The organism is Providencia rustigianii DSM 4541, assembly GCF_000156395.1.
Lineage (GTDB): Bacteria > Pseudomonadota > Gammaproteobacteria > Enterobacterales > Enterobacteriaceae > Providencia > Providencia rustigianii.
Genome location: NZ_GG703818.1, coordinates 926 through 23,114, shown reverse-complemented (window position 1 = coordinate 23,114; position 22,189 = coordinate 926). Strand labels below are relative to the sequence as shown.

At 43.3% G+C, this 22,189-nt stretch carries 20 protein-coding genes and 1 riboswitch; of the genes, 12 read left to right on the top strand and 8 right to left on the bottom strand.

The window, feature by feature from the left end; translation table 11 throughout:
* Window positions 1-144 precede the first annotated feature (144 nt).
* Window positions 145-257, bottom strand: a riboswitch (TPP riboswitch).
* Window positions 258-946: 689 nt separating this feature from the next.
* The 6 genes from galE to PROVRUST_RS05180 all read left to right on the top strand — a co-directional run bounded on the left by galE (window position 947) and on the right by PROVRUST_RS05180 (window position 8,431).
* Window positions 947-1,981, top strand: coding sequence for a UDP-glucose 4-epimerase GalE (gene galE / locus PROVRUST_RS05205; protein ID WP_006813669.1), 1,035 nt, complete (start codon window positions 947-949; stop codon window positions 1,979-1,981).
* A gap of 6 nt (window positions 1,982-1,987) precedes the next feature.
* Window positions 1,988-3,040, top strand: a complete 1,053-nt coding sequence (locus PROVRUST_RS05200) for a UDP-glucose--hexose-1-phosphate uridylyltransferase (protein WP_039854511.1) — start codon at window positions 1,988-1,990, stop codon at window positions 3,038-3,040.
* Between the two features lie 73 nt (window positions 3,041-3,113).
* Window positions 3,114-4,274 (top strand): galactokinase, encoded by a 1,161-nt coding sequence (galK, locus tag PROVRUST_RS05195; protein WP_006813667.1) that lies wholly within the window; start codon window positions 3,114-3,116, stop codon window positions 4,272-4,274.
* Window positions 4,275-4,321: 47 nt separating this feature from the next.
* Window positions 4,322-5,350, top strand: coding sequence for a galactose-1-epimerase (galM, locus tag PROVRUST_RS05190; RefSeq protein WP_006813666.1), 1,029 nt, complete (start codon window positions 4,322-4,324; stop codon window positions 5,348-5,350).
* Window positions 5,351-5,547: 197 nt separating this feature from the next.
* Complete coding sequence (locus PROVRUST_RS05185; RefSeq protein WP_006813665.1) at window positions 5,548-6,546, top strand: substrate-binding domain-containing protein; 999 nt, start codon at window positions 5,548-5,550, stop codon at window positions 6,544-6,546.
* 253 nt (window positions 6,547-6,799) lie between these two features.
* Window positions 6,800-8,431: a sodium/sugar symporter gene (locus PROVRUST_RS05180; protein ID WP_039854509.1), complete on the top strand. Its 1,632-nt coding sequence runs from the start codon at window positions 6,800-6,802 to the stop codon at window positions 8,429-8,431.
* A gap of 90 nt (window positions 8,432-8,521) precedes the next feature.
* On the opposite strand, the gene PROVRUST_RS05175 is transcribed toward PROVRUST_RS05180, so the two are convergent.
* Genes PROVRUST_RS05175 through PROVRUST_RS05150 form a run of 6 tightly spaced genes read right to left on the bottom strand, consistent with a single transcriptional unit; the run spans window position 8,522 to window position 13,811 of the window.
* Window positions 8,522-9,184 (bottom strand): HAD family hydrolase, encoded by a 663-nt coding sequence (locus PROVRUST_RS05175; protein ID WP_006813663.1) that lies wholly within the window; start codon window positions 9,182-9,184, stop codon window positions 8,522-8,524.
* A 17-nt stretch (window positions 9,185-9,201) separates the two neighbouring features.
* On the bottom strand, window positions 9,202-10,218 hold the full coding sequence (locus PROVRUST_RS05170) for an ABC transporter ATP-binding protein (protein ID WP_006813662.1): 1,017 nt from the start codon (window positions 10,216-10,218) through the stop codon (window positions 9,202-9,204).
* Complete coding sequence (locus PROVRUST_RS05165; protein WP_006813661.1) at window positions 10,215-11,030, bottom strand: ABC transporter permease; 816 nt, start codon at window positions 11,028-11,030, stop codon at window positions 10,215-10,217. The genes PROVRUST_RS05170 and PROVRUST_RS05165 overlap by 4 nt, the downstream gene beginning before the upstream one ends.
* Window positions 11,017-11,922: an ABC transporter permease gene (locus PROVRUST_RS05160; RefSeq protein ID WP_006813660.1), complete on the bottom strand. Its 906-nt coding sequence runs from the start codon at window positions 11,920-11,922 to the stop codon at window positions 11,017-11,019. Before PROVRUST_RS05160 ends, PROVRUST_RS05165 begins: the two co-directional genes overlap by 14 nt.
* Complete coding sequence (locus PROVRUST_RS05155) at window positions 11,915-12,739, bottom strand: alkaline phosphatase family protein (RefSeq protein ID WP_006813659.1); 825 nt, start codon at window positions 12,737-12,739, stop codon at window positions 11,915-11,917. Before PROVRUST_RS05155 ends, PROVRUST_RS05160 begins: the two co-directional genes overlap by 8 nt.
* Window positions 12,740-12,758: 19 nt before the next feature.
* Window positions 12,759-13,811 (bottom strand): ABC transporter substrate-binding protein, encoded by a 1,053-nt coding sequence (locus tag PROVRUST_RS05150; protein ID WP_006813658.1) that lies wholly within the window; start codon window positions 13,809-13,811, stop codon window positions 12,759-12,761.
* 226 nt (window positions 13,812-14,037) lie between these two features.
* Here PROVRUST_RS05150 and nudC point away from each other — a divergent pair, with 226 nt between their 5' ends.
* The 6 genes from nudC (at window position 14,038) to PROVRUST_RS05120 (ending at window position 18,614) form a co-directional block, all read left to right on the top strand.
* Window positions 14,038-14,826, top strand: a complete 789-nt coding sequence (gene nudC / locus PROVRUST_RS05145; RefSeq protein ID WP_006813657.1) for an NAD(+) diphosphatase — start codon at window positions 14,038-14,040, stop codon at window positions 14,824-14,826.
* Window positions 14,827-14,914: 88 nt separating this feature from the next.
* The gene (gene hemE, locus PROVRUST_RS05140; RefSeq protein ID WP_006813656.1) at window positions 14,915-15,979 is read left to right on the top strand and encodes a uroporphyrinogen decarboxylase; all 1,065 of its coding nucleotides are present in this window, start codon (window positions 14,915-14,917) and stop codon (window positions 15,977-15,979) included.
* 114 nt (window positions 15,980-16,093) lie between these two features.
* Window positions 16,094-16,765: a deoxyribonuclease V gene (gene nfi, locus PROVRUST_RS05135; protein ID WP_006813655.1), complete on the top strand. Its 672-nt coding sequence runs from the start codon at window positions 16,094-16,096 to the stop codon at window positions 16,763-16,765.
* Window positions 16,766-16,839: 74 nt separating this feature from the next.
* Complete coding sequence (locus tag PROVRUST_RS05130; RefSeq protein ID WP_006813654.1) at window positions 16,840-17,427, top strand: YjaG family protein; 588 nt, start codon at window positions 16,840-16,842, stop codon at window positions 17,425-17,427.
* A gap of 198 nt (window positions 17,428-17,625) precedes the next feature.
* Window positions 17,626-17,898 (top strand): HU family DNA-binding protein, encoded by a 273-nt coding sequence (locus PROVRUST_RS05125; protein WP_006813653.1) that lies wholly within the window; start codon window positions 17,626-17,628, stop codon window positions 17,896-17,898.
* 89 nt (window positions 17,899-17,987) lie between these two features.
* A complete protein-coding gene (locus PROVRUST_RS05120) occupies window positions 17,988-18,614 on the top strand; it encodes a DUF1481 domain-containing protein (protein ID WP_006813652.1) in 627 nt (208 codons plus the stop codon).
* Between the two features lie 236 nt (window positions 18,615-18,850).
* On the opposite strand, the gene purD is transcribed toward PROVRUST_RS05120, so the two are convergent.
* Both purD and purH read right to left on the bottom strand, forming a co-directional pair.
* Window positions 18,851-20,137: a phosphoribosylamine--glycine ligase gene (gene purD / locus PROVRUST_RS05115; protein ID WP_006813651.1), complete on the bottom strand. Its 1,287-nt coding sequence runs from the start codon at window positions 20,135-20,137 to the stop codon at window positions 18,851-18,853.
* 15 nt (window positions 20,138-20,152) lie between these two features.
* Entirely contained in the window at window positions 20,153-21,742 is a 1,590-nt protein-coding gene (gene purH / locus PROVRUST_RS05110) for a bifunctional phosphoribosylaminoimidazolecarboxamide formyltransferase/IMP cyclohydrolase (protein ID WP_039854505.1), read from the bottom strand.
* Window positions 21,743-22,189: the final 447 nt, after the last annotated feature.

Below are 22,189 nucleotides of genomic sequence, written 5' to 3'. Positions count from 1 at the left end.
AATTTCCTGACATCGTCACAGGCTATTTGACGTAGTGCGCCAATAGCGGGTTTATCGAAAGAAAGTTGCTTGTCTGGAGCTCGGAGGAGTAATTGAATAACGTTGCGGCTGGTTTTTCGCCAAACGGATAAGCGAAAATTGCGCTGAATGATTACTCTTGTTCCCTTCGCGGGTATTAACCCGATCAGGTTCCGCGGATCCCGAATTAACGGTCTCAGCCTGATGTTTGCACATACTAGGCACTCCGACAAGAATGTTTAGTATAGAGTTTCCCCGTCATTCTTCAAGCGATAAGTGCGTTGGCTTCACTCGGCTACCCTAGTCACATACTTGTGTATGCTCCTAGGGATATCCTCGCTTGCCGCCTTCTTCTAGCTCGAATAATTTAGGGGAAATCAGCGTATTAGGTAAAAATTAAAAACCTAGAAATTACTAATTAAAAGTTAAAACTAGCTTGGGGATATCCTCGCTTGCCGCCTTCTTCTAGCTCGAATAATTTAGGGGAAATCAGCGTATTAGGTAAAAATTAAAAACCTAGAAATTAATAATTAAAAGTTAAAACTAGCTTGGAGATATCCTCGCTTGCCGCCTTCCTCTAGCATGAATAATTTAGAGGAGCCTTTGAAAGGCTAGTTAGTTAAAAACCAAAAAACAAAAACTAGAAATTAAAAGTTAAAACTAGCTTGGAGATATCCTCGCTTGCCGCCTTCCTCTAGCACGAATAATTTAGAGGAACCTTTGAAAGGCTAGTGAGTTAAAACCAAGGCCACAACCAAGAACCGACTTTACAAACGCCACGAATATTACAGCGTTATTGTCACCTTTGTGTAAACGTTTACACTAAGGTGGGATTGATCACAGAACTGGGGTGCTGGTCGTTGTTATACTGCCCTGCAAAATGGTAGGTAACGCGGTAAATCGTATTTGAAATGATTCAGAGGTGGATATGCAGAAGATTGAAGTGTTAGTAACAGGCGGGCTTGGCTATATTGGTAGCCATACTTGCGTTCAAATGATAGCCGCGGGAATCTCCCCAATTATTCTTGATAATCTTTGTAATTCAAAGATGGAAGTCCTGAATCGCATTGAAAAACTGACGGGTTTTCGCCCGGTATTTTATCAGGGAGATGTCCGTGATGAGCAGTGCTTAAAGGCTATTTTTTCCACTCATCATATTCACTCTGTTATTCATTTTGCCGGTTTGAAAGCCGTGGGGGAATCCGTCGAAAAACCTATTGAATATTATGATGTTAATGTTAATGGCACACTGGTTTTAGCCCGCTGTATGCAGAATGCTGGCGTAAAAAGTCTTATCTTTAGTTCCTCAGCAACCGTTTATGGGGAACCCACATCATTACCTATCACTGAAGACTTTCCGACAGGAAATACCCAAAGCCCCTATGGCACCAGTAAATACATGGTTGAGCGTTGCTTATCAGACCTTTATCAAGCCGATAAAGCGTGGTCAATCTCGCTATTGCGCTATTTTAATCCTGTCGGCGCCCATTCATCAGGATTGATGGGGGAAGATCCTCAAGGTATCCCCAATAATCTGACACCGTATATTGCTCAGGTCGCCATTGGTCGACGTCCAAAATTAACCGTCTATGGAAACGATTACCCTACCGTGGATGGAACGGGTGTGCGTGACTATATCCATGTAATGGATCTTGCGGATGGTCATGTCGCTGCACTGAATAAGCTTGGCGAGAAAGCCGGCTTACATATTTATAATCTAGGCACAGGGAATGGAAATAGTGTGCTGCAAGTTCTTCATGCTTTTGAAAAAGCAGCTGGCAAGCCTATTCCGTATGTGTTTGAAGCACGGCGCGCAGGTGATATTGCCGAATATTGGTCAAGCCCAGCAAAAGCCACCGCTGAATTAGGCTGGCATGCGACTCGGACTATTGATGATATGGCCGCTGATACATGGCGCTGGCAACTGCATAACCCGAATGGATATGAAAGCGAGAGAGGCTAAGTGATTATGACAAAAATGCAATTTAATCCATCAGAAAACCCTCATCGCCGCTATAACCCGTTAACGGGGCAGTGGGTTTTGGTCTCTCCTCACCGTTCAAAACGCCCATGGAGTGGTCAGGATGAGAAGCCTGCATTTTCTGAATTGGCGAAGTATGATCAACATTGCTACTTGTGTCCGACAAATCAACGCGTTTCTGGGGAGTTAAACCCAGATTACCAAGGCACTTTTGTTTTCCAAAATGATTACTCAGCATTGCTACCCGAAACCTGTGAGCAGCCAAGTAATCAGTCAGATTTATTTCAAACTCAAGCTGTGAGTGGTCTTAGTCGTGTTATCTGTTTTTCCCCTGATCACAGTAAAACCCTTCCAGAGCTGACGCTACCTGAAATTGGACAAGTGGTGGACACTTGGCAGCAGCAAATTTCAGAGTTAAGTGAACGATTTTTATGGGTACAGGTTTTTGAAAATAAAGGGGAAGCCATGGGATGCTCCCAGCCTCATCCCCATGGACAAATTTGGGCTAGCGATTTTTTACCCAACGAAATTGCCCGAAAAGACCACTTTTTAGCTGAATATTATCAACGGCATGGCAGCAATTTATTGAATGATTATGTTAAGGCTGAAATGCAAGATGGCGCTCGAACAGTCGTTGAAACGGAGCATTGGATTGCGTTGGTACCTTATTGGGCGGCATGGCCATTCGAAACCATGTTATTACCAAAAAAACATATTAAACGCATGGATGAGATGAGTGAGTCGATTCGCGCCGATTTAAGTTTGGCATTAAAACAGCTGACTTGCCGCTATGACAATCTCTTTAACTGCGCTTTTCCTTATTCTATGGGATGGCACTTTGCACCGTTTTTTGATCACGGAAAAGACATTGAACACTGGCAACTTCACGCTTTGTTTTATCCTCCATTACTGCGTTCAGCTACCGTTAAAAAATTTATGGTGGGTTATGAAATGTTAGCTGAAACTCAGCGTGACTTGACGCCTGAGCAGGCGGCACAGCGCTTACGTGAAGTCAGTGATATTCATTATAAGCAGCAGTAATGCAGTTAAAAAATCAATAATTATTAGCTTATTTAAGCAGTTCGAATAATTTGAAAATTTAGGAACCTATTCAATGGATAAATTACAAAAGACGGTTGAAAATGCTTTTCAATACGTATTTGGGTACCAACCGGATACCTATGTTCAAGCCCCTGGACGCGTTAATCTTATTGGTGAACACACTGATTATAATGACGGTTTTGTCCTTCCCTGCGCTATTGACTATCAAACCATGACAGCAGCAAAAAAACGTAATGACCGAATTATTCGAGTGGTTGCTGCAGATTATGCTAACGATGGCGATGAATTTAGCTTGGATGATGAGATCACTTTTTTACCGGGAAAAATGTGGGCAAACTACATTCGAGGCGTGATCAAATTTTTATTACAAAGAGGCTTTGAATTCGGCGGCTGTGACATTGCGGTGAGTGGCAATGTTCCTCAAGGTGCTGGGCTCAGTTCTTCAGCCTCTTTAGAGGTCGTTATTGGGCAAACGATTAAAGAGCTGTATCAACTTGATATTAGCCAACAAGAGATTGCACTTAATGGTCAACAAGCTGAAAACCAATTTGTTGGGTGCAACTGTGGGATTATGGACCAACTCATTTCTGCCAGCGGTGATGCAGAGCATGCTTTACTAATAGATTGCCGTAGCTTAGAAGTTTACCCAATTCCCGTGCCTGATGATTTGGTTGTGATGATCATCAACTCCAATAAAAAACGTGGCTTAGTCGACAGTGAATACAATACTCGTCGTCAGCAATGTGAAGCTGCCGCAACGCAGTTTTCAGTCAAAGCATTACGTGATATTACGCTGGATGAGTTTACTCAAAAGCAGAACCAACTCGACCCATTAGTTGCCAAGCGGGCTAAACATGTTATTACGGAAAATGCCCGTACACTGGCGGCTGCAAAAGCATTAACAGAAAACAATTTGCTATTACTGAGCCAGCTCATGGCAGAATCCCATGTTTCTATGCGGGATGATTTCGAAATCACGGTTAAAGAAATCGACATATTAGTGGATATCGTCAAATCTGTTTTAGGCGATCAAGGCGGTGTACGCATGACCGGAGGTGGATTTGGCGGCTGTGTTGTTGCGGTAATGAAACAGCAGCTCGTTGAGCCAGTTAAAGCTGCGGTAGAAGCCCAATACCAGACTATGACTGGGTTAAAAGAAGATATTTATGTCTGTCAGCCAAGTGCAGGGGCTGGGGTTTTCGTTGCGAGTTAATCACGTTTTAAGTTATTAAGCATCAATCAGGTTACGGCTGGAAGAATATGCAGATTTCTAAAGAATCGGATGCACCAAAAGAAATTACGCTGATAAATCAAAGTGGAATGGAAATTAGATTGACGACGTTTGGTGCTAGCTGGATGAGCTGTATATTACCGCTCTCCACGGGAAAGCGCGATGTTGTCTTAGGTTCACCAAACATAGCTTCACAAATGGAACAATCTGTTTATTTGGGGGCAACGGTTGGGCGTGTCGCTAATCGTATCGCCAATGGGTCATTCACCTTGAACGATAAGGTGTATTCGGTGACGAGTAACCAAGGCGAGCATTGCTTGCATGGTGGAAAAGATAATTTTAGCTACCGTCTATGGGCGGTTACACAGCCAAATTCACAGCAGGCCATTTTTACGCTAACTTCCGCTGATGGCGACCAAGGATTTCCGGGGAAACTGTGGGTTGAGGTGAGCTATGAACTGACTGATGATAATCAGGTCATCATTGATTATCAACACCGAGTCGACCAGCTATGCCCTGTTAATCTCACCAATCATGCTTATTTTAATTTGGCAGGAGAAGGTTCTGACAAAACGGTGTTAGAGCATGATTTACAAATCTATGGAACCCATTTTTTACCCACCAATAAAGAGGGGATTCCAACTGGTGAATGGCGCGATGTCACCGAAACTAATTTTGACTTTAGGCAAAGTAAGCGTATTAGCCGTGATTTTTTGCAAGATGAAGACCAACGACGTGCTGGGGGATATGACCATACGTTGATATTGGAACCTTCGGTGGTTGATGGAAAGAGCGTTGCTGCGTCGTTATTATCTCCAGATGGTGATGTACGCATGAATATGATGACGACAATGCCTGCTATGCAGCTATATACGGGTAATTACCTTATTGATGTAACAGGAAAAACAAAGGTATACACCCCTTTTTCAGGTATTGCATTTGAAACGCAATTTCCACCGGATGCAGTCAATCATCCAGAGTGGGGGGAGCCGTGGAGTGGTATTTCCTACCCTAATCAAACTTATACAAGCCAAACGCGTTACCAATTTATTTTTTAATTTTTTATTTTCTAATAAATAAGCCAGTGGCTGATGTATTCCCAAGCACCGCAATATGACGGTGCTTTATTTTTTTATATCGCGAAACGTTAGCCATCGTTATTTAAAATGATTTAGCCCATTGTTTAAACGCTAACACATTGTTTTTAAATACAGCCTGTTGTTTAATAAACTTATCGTGAATATTGAGGTGTACAATGGCGACAATAAAAGATGTAGCACGGGAAGCAGGGGTGTCTGTTGCAACGGTTTCTCGCGTGCTCAACCTATCTCCTAAGGCAAGTCAGGCCTCGATAGCATCCGTTCAACAAGCAATGAATAAACTGGGTTATAGGCCCAATGCCGCCGCTCGCGCATTAGTGAACCAAAGCTCAAATACCATTGGTGTATTAGTTAACGATGTCTCTGACCCTTTTTTTGGTGTAATGGTCAAAGCCGTTGATGCAGTAGCGCATAAAAATGGTAAACATATCCTGATTTGTAATGGTTACCATAATGCGAAAGAAGAGCGACAATCGATTGAATTACTGATTAACAATCGTTGTGATGCTTTGATTATTCATTCAAAAGCGCTGGAGGATGAAGAACTGATAGCATACGCGAAAGAAGTGCCCAGTATGGTCTTGATCAACCGACGCATTGAAAAAATTGCTAATCGCTGTATTTCGTTGAATAACTATAAAGGGGCTTATCTGGCGACGGAGCACCTTATTCGTCAAGGTCATAAAAAAATCGCGTATATCTCTTCAAATCATCAAATAGAGGATGCCGCTCAGCGTTTGCTCGGTTATCGAGATGCATTGAAAAATCACGGTGTTGAGTTACCAGAAAGTTATGTGGAATATGGTGAGCCGTCGGGAGAAGGTGGTGAACTCGCTATGACCAAATTATTGATTAAATCGTTAGATATTACCGCGGTGGTCGGCTACAACGATTTTATGGCCGCGGGTGCGATTGCAGTTTTAGATGAAAACGATATTTCTTCGCCAGAACAAGTGTCGGTTATCGGTTTTGATGACGTTCTCATTGCTCGCTATATTCATCCTCGCTTAACAACTATTCGTTATCCCATTCAAATGATGGCAGAGCGAGCCACACAGCTAGCATTGGCTTTGGCTCGGGAAGAAACGATCCCAGATGAAAATTTAGTCTATTCACCGACATTAGTTCAGCGTAATTCTGTTCGCCCTCTCTAACTCCTTTTTTATCAATGTAAACGTTATCATTTATTTGTGATGGCGTTCAACAACCTTATCATTAGTTAATAACCCCAAACCTTATCAATATTATACAAATCCTTATAAATCAATAGATAAAATAGATTACCATTCTATTTTTGTTAATCTAAATGTGTTAAATATTTAGTGTTAATATGTGATTCAAGTAACGGCTAATTATTGTGGTAACGTTTACACTGGCGTCGTTATCATTTGGCTAAGGAATTTTATTATGCAGACAGCAGGTATTGGATTAAGCACACTAGACTACGGGGTTTTTGCCTTGTATGTGCTAATCATAGTCACCGTTGGGCTTTGGGTATCCCGAGATAAAAATGGACAGAAAAAAGGGACGAAAGATTATTTCCTTGCAGGAAAGACTTTGCCTTGGTGGGCAATAGGTTCCTCATTAATTGCAGCGAATATTTCTGCGGAACAATTTATTGGTATGTCAGGCTCGGGTTTCTCTATCGGGCTGGCTATCGCATCATATGAATGGATGGCTGCACTGACATTGATCATCGTGGCAAAATATTTTATGCCAGTCTTTATTGAGAAAGGTATTTTTACCATCCCTGAATTTGTTGAAAAACGCTTCAATCGGACATTAAAAACCATTTTGGCTGTATTCTGGTTAGCACTGTTTATCTTTGTTAATTTAACATCTGTACTGTATCTAGGGGCTCTGGCTCTGCAAACTATTCTTGGTATCCCAATGCATTACGCGATTTTGGGGTTAGCTTTGTTTGCGGTGGTATATTCTCTTTATGGTGGTTTGTCCGCGGTGGCATGGACAGACGTTGTACAAGTATTCTTTTTGATCTTGGGTGGGTTCTTAACCACTATTATGGCGGTGAGTTATATCGGTGGTGATGCCGGTATTTTTGCCGGTATGAGTCGTATGGCGGATGAAGCGCCAGCTCACTTTGAAATGATTTTAAGTCCGGATAATCCACAGTTTAGTAACTTACCTGGTATTGCTGTTCTAATCGGTGGGTTATGGGTTGCTAACTTGTATTATTGGGGTTTTAACCAATATATTATTCAGCGTGCTTTAGCGGCTAAATCCATTGGTGAAGCACAAAAAGGGTTAGTTTTTGCCGCGTTTATGAAGTTGATTGTGCCTATACTCGTGGTTGTTCCGGGTATTGCTGCTTATGTTATCGTTTCTGATCCTGCGCTACTGGCAGGTTTAGGGGAAACGGCACAAGCACATATGCCTACATTAGCTCAGGCAGATAAAGCTTATCCTTGGTTAACACAATTCTTACCTGTTGGCGCAAAAGGTATTGTATTCGCTGCGTTGGCTGCTGCGATAGTATCTTCATTGGCTTCGATGCTGAACTCAGTGGCAACCATTTTCACGATGGATATCTATAAGGAATACATTGCACCTGCAACGGAAGATCATAAACTCGTGAATGTGGGACGTATTAGTGCAGTTGTTGCACTGATTGTGGCTTGCTTTATTGCACCATTATTAGGCAACATTGGGCAAGCTTTCCAATATATTCAAGAATATACAGGGTTAGTTAGCCCAGGTATTTTAGCCGTATTCTTATTAGGTCTATTTTGGAAAAAAACCAATGCGAAAGGCGCAATCATAGGTGTTTTACTTTCCATTCCATTTGCATTGTTCCTGAAATTAATGCCTTTAGGCATGCCATTCCTTGATCAAATGATGTACACCTTCTTCTTTACTGCGGTAGTTATCGGGTTGATTAGTCTGACAACGTCAAAAGAGGATGATAGTAAAGGCGCAATAATTTTAACCTCAGAAACATTTAAAACATCAGCAGGTTTTAATATTGCATCGTATATCATTATGGTCATTCTATGTGCACTGTATGCCTTGCTGTGGTAATTCATTAATATAAATGAGTCATTATTTATCATGATCACAAAGGGCAGCCATCGAGCTGCCCTTTGGTTTTTTATCGATAAAAATTAAAACTTACAAACGCCACGTATATTGTGGCCAGTGATTTTCATTGGCAGCTTGAAGCAAGCGTGGGTCGCCGTTGACGATGAAAGTTTCGTCGGCAAATAGGCACATTGGTAGGTCATTGGCTGAATCAGTATAGAAATAAATGTAGGCATCCGTGATTGGTTGGTGAGCGAGCCATTGAGTCAAGCGCTTCACTTTACCTTCTTTAAACGTTGGAATGCCATCAATTTCGGTGGAGTAACAGCCATTTGATTGCTTGATATTAATCCCCATCGCCACATCTGCACCGAGACGATCGGCGATTTTTTTCACAATAAACGAGACCGTTGCCGAGATCACAATGATCGGGATCCCTTGGGATCGGTAAGAGGCTACCGTGCTCAATCCCTCGGGATAAACACGAGGAATAATAATGGTATCCACAAAATCATCCAGCCATTGGTCAACTTGCTCTACCTTAATTCCATTCAGGGTTTGCAGGTTAAACTGCAAATAAGTCGCCATATCTAAATTACCAGTATTGTACTGCTCCATCATAGCTTTATCTGCTTCGACAAAACGTGGGTCACTGATGATTTTTTTATCCCAAAGGTATTGGGTCCACAGCACACTGCTGTCTCCTTGGATCAGCGTATCGTCTAAATCAAAGATGGCTAATTGGTTTTGCATGGTATTCCTTTGGCTAACTAACTTAGAGCACGAATTTCATTTTTATTAAACATCAGTTCAAGGCGAGTGCCCGGTTCAAATAACCGTTCAGAAGAACGATTGAGTAAATCCACGGTCATATCTCCTGCAGGTGTATTCACGCTGTAGCGAATGATATTCCCTAATAATTGATGGTCAAGGATAACGGCATCAACTGGAGCCGAAATATGAGTGCCATACTGGCGTCCAACTTCCCGTACATAAATAGACTCAGGGCGAATAGCGAGCGTGCCGTTTAAATTCACTCCCAACATTCCATTGGCTTTTTCTGCATCAACTAAATTGTAATGCCCCATAAAACGCGCAACAAATTCCGTTGCGGGTTGAGTATAGATATTTTCTGCAGTATCGCTTTGAATAATTGCGCCTTTATTCATTAAAAAAATGCGGTCGGACATAATCATCGCTTCGTCTTGGTCGTGAGTCACGAAAATAGTGGTTAAACCTAATTCCCGCTGAATTTCACGAATTTGCTGACGCAGATGTTTACGAATACGGGCATCCAAGGCGGATAAAGGCTCATCAAGTAATAAAATTTGCGGCTTCATTACCAATGCGCGGGCGAGGGCAACACGTTGGCGCTGACCACCAGATAGTTGATGAGGATACTGGTTTTCTTTGCCTTGCAGTTCCACCATCTCAATGACATCCGCAACGGCTTTTTCTCTTTCTTGCCCAGAGACTTTGCGCATTTTCAACCCAAAGGCGATATTCTCCGCAACGGTCATATTGGGGAACAATGCGTAGCTTTGGAACACCATTCCGACACCGCGCTGTTGAGCTGGCTGATGGGTAATATTTTGGCGATTAATATACAGCTCACCGCTATCGGGTTGTTCCAGACCCGCGATGCAGCGCAGTAGGGTAGATTTTCCACAGCCACTTGGACCGAGTAGAGTAATAAACTCCCCTTTTTCGACCGTAAACTGTATATCAGAGAATACCTGATTCTGACCAAAGGATTTTGTTAAGTTTTCAGCAATGACGTAGCTCATTGTTCATCTCCAGCACGGTTTAATCGCGTTGCTAACCAAGTGAGCAGCAACGTAAAAATGAAATAGGACATCACCAATGCAGAAGTAAAGTGTCCGCTAGTTTGGCGCATATTAAACAGATAAATTTGCAGGGTTTCATAACGGGTACCGACCAAGATATTGGCAAATACAAACTCGCCCATTAGAAATGAGAATGAAATCAGCAGGGAAACTAACAATCCTTTTCGGATATTGGGTAGCACAATCATTAAGAAGGCTTTGAAAGTACTGGCACCTAACAGATGTGCGGCATCCATTAAGTCATGAAGATTAATACCTTGAAAACTGTTCGCCAGTGCACGGTACATAAAAGGCAGCATAATGGTGAAATAAGTTCCGATTAGGATCCACGGGGTTCCCACCAACATGAATGGCTCATCAGCAAAGATTTGCAATAAACCCACCGAAGAAACCACCGGAGGGATCGCGAATGGCAAAATGATCAGTAAATCCATCACGCCTTTCAGCTTTGGAAAACGGTAAAACACCGCAAAGGTCATCGGTAAGATCACTAAGGTACTGATCAATAACGTACCAAAACAGATCAGTAGCGATCGCCCAAATGCCATTAAAAATCGTGGATCTTGCCACAGTTGCAGATACCATTTTACGGACAATGCATCAGGTAAAATGGTCGCACCCCACGAACTCGAAATGGAGTAAATAAACGTGGCAATAATTGGCAAGGCGAGGATAGCAGCCACACTGCTCAGCACGATTTTATGAAACAGTAAGCTCGGCGTTTTTGAGGTACGGAGATTAGGACTTAGCATGGTAGCTCCGCTTTAATAGCCAATGGTGGATAGCCGTAATGAAACCTAGAATAGCAATCAGCAGTACAGAAATTGCCGCAGCCATATTGGGTTCGAGGAAAAGATCGCCGGAAACCAAGCTGGCAATACGGATGGTAACAAGATTGTAGTTACCGCTGGTCAACGCGTAGGTACTGGCATAAGCCCCCACCGCATTTGCCACGAGAATAATAAAAGTACCGAGCAATGCGGGAGCTATCACCGGAATCCCCACTTTCATCCAGTAGGTGAACTTACTAGCTCCCATGGTTTTGGCGGCATCTTCCCATTCAGGTTTAAGGGCATCAAACGCAGGGTATAGCAATAAAACACCCAGCGGGATTTGAAAGTAGATATACAGCAGCATTAACCCACTGGCGCTATAAATATTAAAATCATCAATCCATCCCCACGCTTTTAATTGCAGAGTAATTGCACCGTTGAAGCCCAAAATGATGATAAAGGCGAAAGCCAGAGGTACGCCACTAAAGTTGCTCGCCATTGTCGTAAATGAAATCATCAAATTGCGTACTTTTCCCTGCATTTTGTAGATGGAAAAAGCGGTGATGCTGGCTATCAATAAACCAACCACGCTGCAAATTAAGGATAGCCAAATCGTATTTTCAAAAGCTTGCAGATAAAAATCATTAGTGAAGATTTCAAAGTAATTATCGAAAGACCAAGCTTCTTCATAAATGAAGCTGTTAAACAGCACCCAAATCATAGGGGCAATTTGGAATAAGCAAAACAGTAGGATGAACGGCACGATTAACAGTGCGGCTTGCCAATGAAAACGCGCGAATGGTTTTTTAGTCATTATTATGCCCTCCGTTTTTGGATGGGGCTGTGCGCAGTCGGCGGGGATATCAGCCATGAGTCACCTCGGTGAGTAAGTCATCACAAACAGTTTTGTTTGGATGGGGAACATCAAGTAACTGGCAAATTGTGCCGCAAATAGCCGTTTGCTCAATTGCAGCATGAGATTGATGGGAAAAATGGTTACCAATGGTGAATAACGGGATTTCGCGTTCTTCGGGTAAAATTCCACCATGGCTACGATCGTTATTCATGCCGTGATCGCTGGTAATTATGATTTGATAACCTTGTTCCATCCACGCAGGTATGTAGTGGGATAGGGTCACGTCAGCTTTACGGGCCACATTACGATATTGTGGGGAATCAAAACCAAATTTGTGCCCAGTATCGTCAATGTTCATTGGATGGATTAATAAAAAATCTGGGGAATACTGGGTTCGTAAATACTCTGCATCCATAAACAGGTGGTCATCGGGATAATGGTCAGCTTGGTAAAAGCAGCCATATTGAATCGGTAACTGTGTATCGTGGGTAAAGCGGTCGCGGTTGGCATCAAAAGGAGCTCGATTATACAATTCGCTGACCCAATAATAAGCCGCTGCTGCCGTGATTTTCCCGGCTTTATGAGCCAGGGAAAAAATACTGTCAAAGTGAGATAAGCGCACAATCTCGTTGTTGACGATGCCACTTTTGACCGGAGGTACACCCGTTAAAATACATTCGTATAACGGGCGCGACATGGATGGGAGCTCACACTCCATTTTATAAAGTGTTGCACTACCGGTTTTGATAAGACCATTGAGATAGCCCATGCATTGATGGGCTACTGAATAACTTAAACCGTCTAGAACAACAAGTATGACTTTCTCAGACATCAGACTGTTGCTTCCTAAATTATTGCTGGTGGATCAGCACTTGTTGCTGCCACATTTTTGGTAAATTACGTGATGATTTTTCCCACGCTTGCGCATCTTTAATTGGGTGAACATTTTTGTATTGCTCATCCGGTAACAGTTTGGCTTGAATATCTGCTGGCAGCGTAAGGTATTGAGCACGAATTGGACGTGCATAACCTTCGGCAAGGTTGATTTGGCCTTTATCGCTGAAGATAAATTCACGGGCTAACTTAGCGGCATTTGGGTTTTTGGCGTATTTATTGATGATGGTGGTGTAACCCGAAATGACGCTACCATCGGATGGGATCACGACGATAAAGCGGTCGCGGTTGATTTGGTCACGGTAATTCAATGCGTTGAAATCCCAAAGAATACCGACTTCGACTTCGCCTTTTTCGATGTTAGCTACGGTTGGATCATTGACGGAAAGTCTTTTTTGTTTTGCGAGTTCACCGAAAAATTCAATGGCAGGTTGCAGGTTATTTTCATCGCCCCCACGTGCAAAAGCGGCAGCTAAGACGGCATTATTTGCTTGGGCTGCGATCCCCACATCACCCACAGTAACTTTGTATTTGCCTTTTAGCAGGTCGTCCCAACTTGCCGGGGCTTCTTTGACTAAATCTTTGTTAATCATAAAAGCGATAGTGCCGGTATACGCCAGTGCCCAATGGCCATCTTTATCTTTTGCCCAATCAGGAACTTGTGACCAAGTCGTCGGTTTATAAGGTTGTGTTACCCCTTTTTGTACCGCTACGGGACCAAAAGAGGCACCGACATCGCCGATATCCGCCGTTGCATTACTTTTTTCAGCGGCGAATTTTGCGATTTCTTGTGCGGAACTCATATCGGTATCTTGGTGTTTTAAGCCGTACTGGCTGGATAAATCTTGCCATGTGCCTTTCCAGTTTGCCCATGTATCAGGCATCCCCACGCTATAAACTTGACCTTCTTTCTTTGCTGCTTCGATAAGTTTGGTTAAATCGCTGTCTGCTGCAAAAGCCATTTGAGACGCGCTGAGTGACAGTAAAATTGCAGGTACGATAGCTTTCATGTTGTTTCTCTCTATAAGAGGAGCCGTATTGGTTGCTTAGCATGCTAATTTTTGAAGGTGACAATGAGTTGACGGTTGTGTGACACTTTTTGTACATCGTGACTTTAAAATGTCTAAAAAGTGTCAAACTGCACAAACTAAGATGACGAATAAAACGGTTATGTGACAATCTATAAAACAAGCGTATCTTTAACGGCAACAAAAGGATCTAATACAGATATTAACGATGAATAAATTCACATTAGCAGGAACGGAAAGTGGCTGGTGGTTTGTCTGTTTTGCCGGTCGTTTATGGCTGCCAAAAGGGGATGTACCGAGAGGAAATGCCAACCAGTATGGGTTAACCGGAAAAGTGGCAACGCCAATTGGTGAGTGGCAAGGCGAAGTAGTTTGGCTGATAGCAGAAAAAATGCCAGCAGATATGGGATCTCCACGGATGGTAACCGCTCAAGATGAAGGCTTATTTCGCTTAGCGGGACGCGGAGTGCAGTTGGCTGAGTTTTATCGTTCACATCGTTATTGTGGTTATTGTGGTACCGCAATGCGCCATAGCCCAACAGAATGGGCATGCTTATGTGACCATTGTCATGAACGTTATTATCCACAAATAGCACCTTGCATTATTGTGGGTATCCGCCGTGATGACCATATCTTGCTGGCTCAACATCGCCGTCATTCGCAAAATCCACTATTTACAGTGCTTGCGGGGTTTGTCGAAGTTGGGGAAACCCTAGAAGAGGCCGTTGCTCGTGAAGTGATGGAAGAGAGCAATATTAAGGTTCGTAATATTCGCTATGTTTCCTCCCAACCTTGGCCATTCCCACATTCATTAATGATGGGTTTTTTAGCCGATTATGATAGTGGCGATATTAAGGTCGATCCGAATGAGCTGATTCGTGCCGATTGGTATCACTATAACGATCTGCCAATGATCCCACCGGGAGATACCATCGCAAGGCGTTTGATTGAAGATACTGTGGTTTTATGCCGTCAATATGATGAAGAGAATCGCTAAAGGCAGGATCGCTGATATTGTTTCCCTTTGCTGATATAATGCGGCGCCTTAGCCATTTGCGGCGGCCACAATAATAATGGAGTAAATAATGACTGAGTTAAAAAATGACCGCTATCTACGTGCGTTGCTACGTCAGCCTGTAGATGTAACCCCAGTATGGATGATGCGTCAAGCCGGGCGTTACCTACCAGAATATAAAGCAACTCGCGCAGAAGCTGGTGATTTTATTGCTTTGTGTAAAAATACTGAGTTAGCGTGTGAAGTCACGTTACAGCCACTTCGTCGTTTTCCATTAGACGCCGCAATTTTATTCTCTGATATTTTAACTATCCCTGATGCAATGGGGCTTGGGCTTTATTTCGAAACTGGGGAAGGACCTCGTTTTGAAAAGCCAATCAAGAATGCCGCAGATGTTAAAAATATCCCTATTCCCGATCCAGAAATGGAACTTGGCTATGTGATGGATGCGGTGCGCGCGATCCGTAAGGCACTGAATGGGGATGTCCCGCTGATTGGTTTCTCCGGAAGCCCATGGACATTAGCAACTTATATGGTCGAAGGCGGTAGCAGTAAAGCATTCACTAAAATCAAAAAAATGATGTATGAAGATCCAACGACGCTGCATCTGCTTCTTGATAAGTTAGCGGATAGCGTGATTTTGTATCTGAACGCACAAATCCGTGCAGGTGCACAATCGCTGATGATTTTTGATACATGGGGCGGAGTGCTGACCAAGCGTGATTATCTGCAATTCTCCCTGCACTACATGCATAAAATTGTTGATGGTTTAATTCGTGAAAATGACGGTCGCCGTGTGCCTGTAACGTTATTTACTAAGGGTGGCGGTCAATGGTTAGAAGAGATGGCAGCAACAGGTTGTGATGCACTCGGTCTGGACTGGACAACTGAAATTGCAGATGCCCGTCGCCGTGTTGGGGATAAAGTGGCTCTACAAGGTAATATGGATCCTTCAATGTTATATGCGCCTCCTGCTCGTATTGAAGAAGAAGTGCAGCATATTCTAAAAGGCTTCGGTCAAGGAGAAGGGCACGTCTTCAACTTAGGACATGGTATCCATCAAGACGTTCAGCCGGAGCATGCGGGTACTTTTGTCGATGCAGTGCACCGTTTTTCCCGCCAGTACCATCAGTAGATAGAACGCAGGTTCTATCTCACTTTGCATCTCAAAATGAATGGTGTATTTACAGCGTGTTGTAAATACACCATTAGCATCTATGATTAAAACTCACTAAGCAGCGGTCGTACTATGGTTTTAGATACTCAGCAATTACGGCAACAGCAAACCCAGCTAGCACAACGCATCATTTTACAGGATGATTTTGCGACTCCCCATTTTATTGGTGGAGCAGATGTTGGATTTGAGCAGGATGGGGCTATCACTCGTGCAGTGATTGTCGTGCTGTCATGGCCTGAACTTAAATTGATTGAGTATCAAATCGCACGTATACCAACACAATTGCCTTATATTCCGGGGTTACTCTCTTTTCGTGAGGTTCCTGGGCTAATGGCGGCTTGGTCGCAAATAAAGCAGAAACCTGATTTAGTGCTGGTGGATGGGCAAGGTATTGCGCATCCTCGGCGTTTCGGTGTGGCGTGTCACTTTGGATTACTTGCGGATGTTCCCACCATTGGGGTTGCAAAAAGCCGATTATGTGGTGATAACGTCGAGCTTGATCCTGAACCTGAAAGTGTCCAAATGTTAAGGTTGGGGGATGAACAGCTCGGATGGGTATATCGGAGTAAAAAACGCTGTAATCCTTTATATGTTTCACCGGGTCACAAAGTGAGTTTTATTTCCTCGCTAGCATGGGTAAAAGGGTGTATTCAGGGGTATAGATTACCAGAACCCACCCGTATGGCTGACGGAATCGCTTCGAATCGAACGTTTTTTAAGCGAATGAATGAGAAAATTGGCTAATTATCAGCAAAATATGTGGCATTGGCTGATTTTCAGGTAAACTGCGAAGTATTAAGATTGATGAGTCAGAAATTATGTTAAGAAATCCTATTCATTTGAGGTTGGAGAAGTTAGAAGCCTGGCAGCATATGACATTTATGGCATGCCTGTGCGAAAGAATGTATCCCAACTATCAGATGTTTTGTCAGCAAACTGAATTTGCTGATGCGAAGGTTTATCGCTCCATTCTAGATTTAGTTTGGGAAACCTTGGTTATCAAAGATAGCAAAGTCAATTTCGACAGTCAGTTAGAAAAGTTAGAAGAAATTATTCCAGTAGCTGATGACTTCGATATGTATGGTGTGTATCCCGCTATCGACGCTTGCATTGCTTTAGGTGAACTCGTTCATGCAAAACTGAGTGGCGAAACGCTTGAGCACGCAATTTTAGTGAGTGAAGCCTCCATCCGTACAGTTGCCATGCTTGAAATGACCCAAGCAGGGCGGGAAATGACTGATGAAGAATTAAAAGATGTGCCTGCTGTAGAAGAAGAGTGGGACATTCAATGGGATATTTTCCGTTTATTGGCAGCTTGCGAAGAACGGGACTTAGAATTAATTAAAGGATTAAAATCTGACCTCCGCGAAGCGGGTGTCAGCAACATTGGCATCACTGTAGACTAAAATTTGCGCTTTTATGCGTGAAAACGTGACTTGAAGCAGTAATGCTGTGTACTAAGACTTCACATTTACCCCTACTCTGGTCTACATTGAGGGGCGAGAAGAAGTGGCTATCGGGGGCGTGTATCAGGGCTGTCAATCTGGCATATCCGACGCACTCGATGCTTTGCAAACGATAAACACACTGTGTAAGGATAATTTATGAACAAGACTGAATTAGTTGATGCTATCGCAGAATCTACAGATCTGACTAAAACCCAAGCTAAATCAGCTCTGGAAGCGACTCTGAGCGCTATTTCAGATTCACTGAAAAAAGGCGAAGCAGTACAACTGGTCGGTTTCGGTACTTTTAAAGTTAGCCACCGTGCAGCACGTACCGGTCGTAACCCACAAACTAAAGCAGAAATTCAAATTCCTGCGACAACTGTACCTGCTTTCTCTGCCGGTAAAGCATTGAAAGACGCTGTAAAATAAGTACATTGTCTATAAGAGTTATCAGAGGGGGTATTACATTATCCCCTTTGTTTATTCGCAAAAGGTTGCTGGTATTGGGAGCTATCTCAATGCTAAGCGCCTGTTCTTCTCATTCGCCTCAATTACCTGAGTTTAGCGCGAGTGGATTTATTGCCGATGATGGCGTGATCCGAATGTGGCGACTCAACGATGCGAAAAGTCAGCCGTTGGTCTTAATGGTGGTGTATAGCCCCTTTAAACGAACTGACACTTCAGTCAATTTTTTTGAGTATCGTGATGGTCAACTTTGGCAGATCCGCAGCCAGGTCTTAAACCAAGGCGACAACAATATCACCGAGCAATTGCGATTTAATAAAGACAATGAAATTGTGTTTATGCAGCGAGCTCAAAAAAATATCAAATCACCACTTTCTCCTGATGAAATTAACCGTTGGCGCTTTGAAGCTGGACGGATCCTCGATGTGAATACGGCTTTAATTGTTGGCGGCGTAGAACTGCACCAAGGTCACTGGCAGCAAGGTAAAATTACCACTTGTAGCGGCGAAGAACGAAAAGTAACGTTCGAACCTTATGCACAAAAATGGTTGGATGACCGCGCGAAAGTGTGGACTAAAGAGCTGAATTTAGCTTGGTTGGAGTCGCCAGAAGGGACTCAGCTTTTGATGGTGGCGGATACTAACTTCTGCAATTGGCAACCTTCTAAAGATAGTTTATAAATAACCGCTCGTCGTTTTTCAAATCCTAGCGTTGTTGGCTTCGGTGACTTAACCCAGTCACATAGTTATCTATGCTCCTGGGCATAAGTAACCTTGCCGCCTAGCTATGCTTCGAAATACTTAGAGCCATTGGCTGGGTGAAGGTCAAAGGCAAAAACAAGAAACAGAAAAGCAAAAAGCTGATAAAAGTTTTCTCTTATCAGCTTGTGGGTTATTTGTTTCTATTATTTGTTTTATTACTTAATGCGGGCGATGGCGCGGTAGCCGATGTCGTTACGATAGAAACTGTCAGACCAATTGATGGTTTTGGCAACTTCATAAGCTTTAGCTTGGGCTTTTGCGATGTCGTTACCTAATGCAGTTACGCATAGAACGCGCCCACCGGCAGTAACGACTTCACCTGCTTGATTTAACTTGGTACCCGCGTGGAATACTTTACTATCAGCAGCCTCGCTGGTTGGTAAACCAGAAATGACATCGCCGTTGCGATAATCACCCGGATAACCACCGGCGGCGATAACAACGCCTAGAGCAGGGCGTTCATCCCATAGGGAATCTTTACCTGCTAACTCACCTTTAGCGCCCGCTAAACACAGTGCAACTAAATCAGACTGCAAGCGCATCATAATTGGCTGAGTTTCAGGATCACCAAAGCGGCAGTTAAATTCAATGACTTTCGGATTTCCGGCTTTATCAATCATCAAACCTGCATATAAGAAGCCTTGATAACGATTACCTTCCTGATACATTCCTTTGACCGTAGGATAAATCACTTGCTCCATGACTCGCTGATGAACTTCATCAGTCACGACAGGTGCTGGAGAATAAGCGCCCATTCCGCCAGTATTTAAACCTGTATCACCGTCACCAACACGTTTATGATCTTGGCTGGTTGCCATTGGAATGACATTTTCACCATCAACCATCACGATAAAACTGGCTTCTTCACCATCGAGAAACTCCTCGATAACGATACGATGACCCGCGTCACCAAAGGCATTTCCAGCCAGCATATCGTGCACCGCATCTTTAGCTTCTTGCCGTGTCATCGCAACGATAACGCCTTTACCTGCGGCAAGGCCATCAGCTTTAATAACAATCGGTGCGCCGACTTTATCTAAGTACGCGAGAGCGGGCTCAACTTCAGTAAAGTTTTCATACGCTGCTGTTGGAATATTATGGCGAGCTAAGAAATCTTTGGTAAAGGCTTTTGAGCCTTCAAGTTGTGCAGCACCTTGAGTTGGACCAAAAATAGTGAGTCCAGCTTGCTTGAATGCATCAACAACACCAATAACTAAAGGCGCTTCAGGACCTACGATGGTCAAGCCAATTTGTTTATCCTTGGCAAATTGAAGTAGTCCATCGATATCCGTCGCTGAAATATCAACATTCTCTAACGCTGGCTCAATCGCTGTTCCTGCATTACCTGGAGCAACATAAACTTTGTCAGCTAAAGGTGATTGTGCTGCTTTCCACGCTAAAGCGTGTTCACGACCGCCGCCACCAATAATCAATATATTCATAAAAACCCCTAAGAATTAATGACGGAAATGACGCATGTTAGTAAAGATCATTGCGATGCCATGTTCATTAGCCGCATCGATGATTTCATTATCACGGATAGAGCCACCCGGTTGGATAACACACGTTACACCAACTGCGGCAGCGGCATCAATACCATCACGGAATGGGAAGAATGCATCAGATGCCATTGCACAGCCCGCGACTTCTAAACCTTCATCCGCAGCTTTGATGCCTGCGATCTTCGCGGAGTACACACGGCTCATTTGCCCTGCGCCAATTCCGATAGTCATATCATTCTTAGAATAAACAATTGCATTCGACTTCACGAATTTAGCCACTTTCCAGCAGAATAGGGCATCTTTTAATTCACGCTCAGTCGGCTGACGTTTAGTCACCACACGCAAATCGTCGGCGGTTACCATGCCTAAGTCACGGTCTTGTACTAATAAGCCACCGTTAACACGTTTGAAATCTAAGCCTGCAACTGGCTTGCTCCATTCTCCGCAAACTAAAACGCGAACGTTCTGTTTTGTTGCTAATGAAGGAAGCGCATCTTCAGCAATAGAAGGTGCGATAATCACTTCCACAAATTGGCGTTCAATAATGGCTTCCGCTGTCGCTTTATCTAATTGGCGGTTAAACGCAATAATGCCACCGAATGCGGAGGTAGGATCAGTTTTGAATGCTTTATCGTAAGCGGTATGAATATTATCGCCAATTGCTACGCCACAAGGGTTAGCGTGCTTAACAATTACGCAGGCTGGTTCGTCGAAAGATTTGACACATTCAAGAGCGGCATCGGTATCAGCAATATTATTATAAGAAAGCGCTTTACCTTGAATTTGTGTCGCAGTAGCGATTGACGCTTCCTTCGGATTCTCTTCTATATAGAAAGCGGCATCTTGATGGCTGTTTTCACCATAACGCATATCTTGCTTTTTAATGAAGTTAAGATTCAAGGTACGAGGAAAGCGACCCGATGGCTGAGAAGTGTCACCATGGTAAGGTGCAACGAGCTCACCAAAGTAGTTAGCAATCATGCTGTCATAAGCGGCAGTATGTTCAAATGCTTTAATTGCTAAGTCAAAACGTGTTGACCAATTTAAAGAGTTTTCGTAGTTATCCATCTCTTCAATGACTGTATTGTAATCATTGCTATTTACGACGATGGCAACGTCTTTATGGTTCTTAGCGGCGGAGCGAACCATGGTTGGACCGCCGATATCAATATTCTCAACGGCATCTTCTAATGTGCAGTTTGGTTTTGCTACGGTTTGAGCAAAAGGATAGAGGTTTACAACCACCATATCGATAGGGGCAATATCATGTTCTTGCATGATTGTGTCATCGGTACCACGACGACCTAAGATCCCACCGTGAACTTTAGGGTGCAGAGTCTTAACACGACCATCCATCATTTCAGGAAAACCGGTGTAATCCGAAACTTCAGTGACCTTTAGGCCTTGCTCTGCTAATAACTTTGCGGTTCCACCAGTAGAAAGCAGTTCAACACCACGCTGAGAAAGCGCCTTAGCGAATTCAACAACCCCTGTTTTATCAGAGACACTGAGCAGGGCACGACGAATAGGACGAAGCTGTTGCATGAGAGAGATCCCTTGGATTTGGATAAAGAAAGCAATATCTATATAAGTCACTAACAATTTCAGAGCATCAAAATAAAATCAATGCTGAATTTTCGCGCCAATTGTAGCGCAAACGTTTGCGTAATGCGCGAACTATTTTAACTATTTTTCATCATTGTGGATAACTCTGTGTGTAAATCGGTATAAATAGGGGTTTTGCTGTGGAATGCAGCAGTTGAATCAAAAAATGCAAAAAATATCAAAAAAAGGGTTGCCAGATTTTTCTGACTCCCTATAATGCGCATCCACTGACCGGGAACAAGCCAACGCAAAGCGCGATGGACACTGAACCGGCAGCGAGAGAATCTGAAAAGATTAAGCAAAAAAATGCTTGACTCTCACTGAGGGAAGCGTAATATACGCCACCTCGCGACAACGACCTAAGTTGATAAAAACTGAGTCGATTTC

Bases quoted from the DNA above. Each gene is read 5' to 3' on its own strand.
- PROVRUST_RS05170 (WP_006813662.1), bottom strand. From the start codon at position 10,218: ATGAGCTACGTCATTGCTGAAAACTTAACAAAATCCTTTGGTCAGAAT.
- PROVRUST_RS05155 (WP_006813659.1), bottom strand. From the start codon at position 12,739: ATGTCTGAGAAAGTCATACTTGTTGTTCTAGACGGTTTAAGTTATTCA.
- PROVRUST_RS05200 (WP_039854511.1), top strand. From the start codon at position 1,988: ATGACAAAAATGCAATTTAATCCATCAGAAAACCCTCATCGCCGCTAT.
- PROVRUST_RS05180 (WP_039854509.1), top strand. From the start codon at position 6,800: ATGCAGACAGCAGGTATTGGATTAAGCACACTAGACTACGGGGTTTTT.
- PROVRUST_RS05160 (WP_006813660.1), bottom strand. From the start codon at position 11,922: ATGGCTGATATCCCCGCCGACTGCGCACAGCCCCATCCAAAAACGGAG.
- PROVRUST_RS05130 (WP_006813654.1), top strand. From the start codon at position 16,840: ATGTTAAGAAATCCTATTCATTTGAGGTTGGAGAAGTTAGAAGCCTGG.
- galM (WP_006813666.1), top strand. From the start codon at position 4,322: ATGCAGATTTCTAAAGAATCGGATGCACCAAAAGAAATTACGCTGATA.
- PROVRUST_RS05120 (WP_006813652.1), top strand. From the start codon at position 17,988: ATGCTAAGCGCCTGTTCTTCTCATTCGCCTCAATTACCTGAGTTTAGC.
- hemE (WP_006813656.1), top strand. From the start codon at position 14,915: ATGACTGAGTTAAAAAATGACCGCTATCTACGTGCGTTGCTACGTCAG.
- PROVRUST_RS05175 (WP_006813663.1), bottom strand. From the start codon at position 9,184: ATGCAAAACCAATTAGCCATCTTTGATTTAGACGATACGCTGATCCAA.
- PROVRUST_RS05150 (WP_006813658.1), bottom strand. From the start codon at position 13,811: ATGAAAGCTATCGTACCTGCAATTTTACTGTCACTCAGCGCGTCTCAA.
- nfi (WP_006813655.1), top strand. From the start codon at position 16,094: ATGGTTTTAGATACTCAGCAATTACGGCAACAGCAAACCCAGCTAGCA.
- PROVRUST_RS05125 (WP_006813653.1), top strand. From the start codon at position 17,626: ATGAACAAGACTGAATTAGTTGATGCTATCGCAGAATCTACAGATCTG.
- PROVRUST_RS05185 (WP_006813665.1), top strand. From the start codon at position 5,548: ATGGCGACAATAAAAGATGTAGCACGGGAAGCAGGGGTGTCTGTTGCA.
- PROVRUST_RS05165 (WP_006813661.1), bottom strand. From the start codon at position 11,030: ATGCTAAGTCCTAATCTCCGTACCTCAAAAACGCCGAGCTTACTGTTT.
- purD (WP_006813651.1), bottom strand. From the start codon at position 20,137: ATGAATATATTGATTATTGGTGGCGGCGGTCGTGAACACGCTTTAGCG.
- galE (WP_006813669.1), top strand. From the start codon at position 947: ATGCAGAAGATTGAAGTGTTAGTAACAGGCGGGCTTGGCTATATTGGT.
- nudC (WP_006813657.1), top strand. From the start codon at position 14,038: ATGAATAAATTCACATTAGCAGGAACGGAAAGTGGCTGGTGGTTTGTC.
- galK (WP_006813667.1), top strand. From the start codon at position 3,114: ATGGATAAATTACAAAAGACGGTTGAAAATGCTTTTCAATACGTATTT.
- purH (WP_039854505.1), bottom strand. From the start codon at position 21,742: ATGCAACAGCTTCGTCCTATTCGTCGTGCCCTGCTCAGTGTCTCTGAT.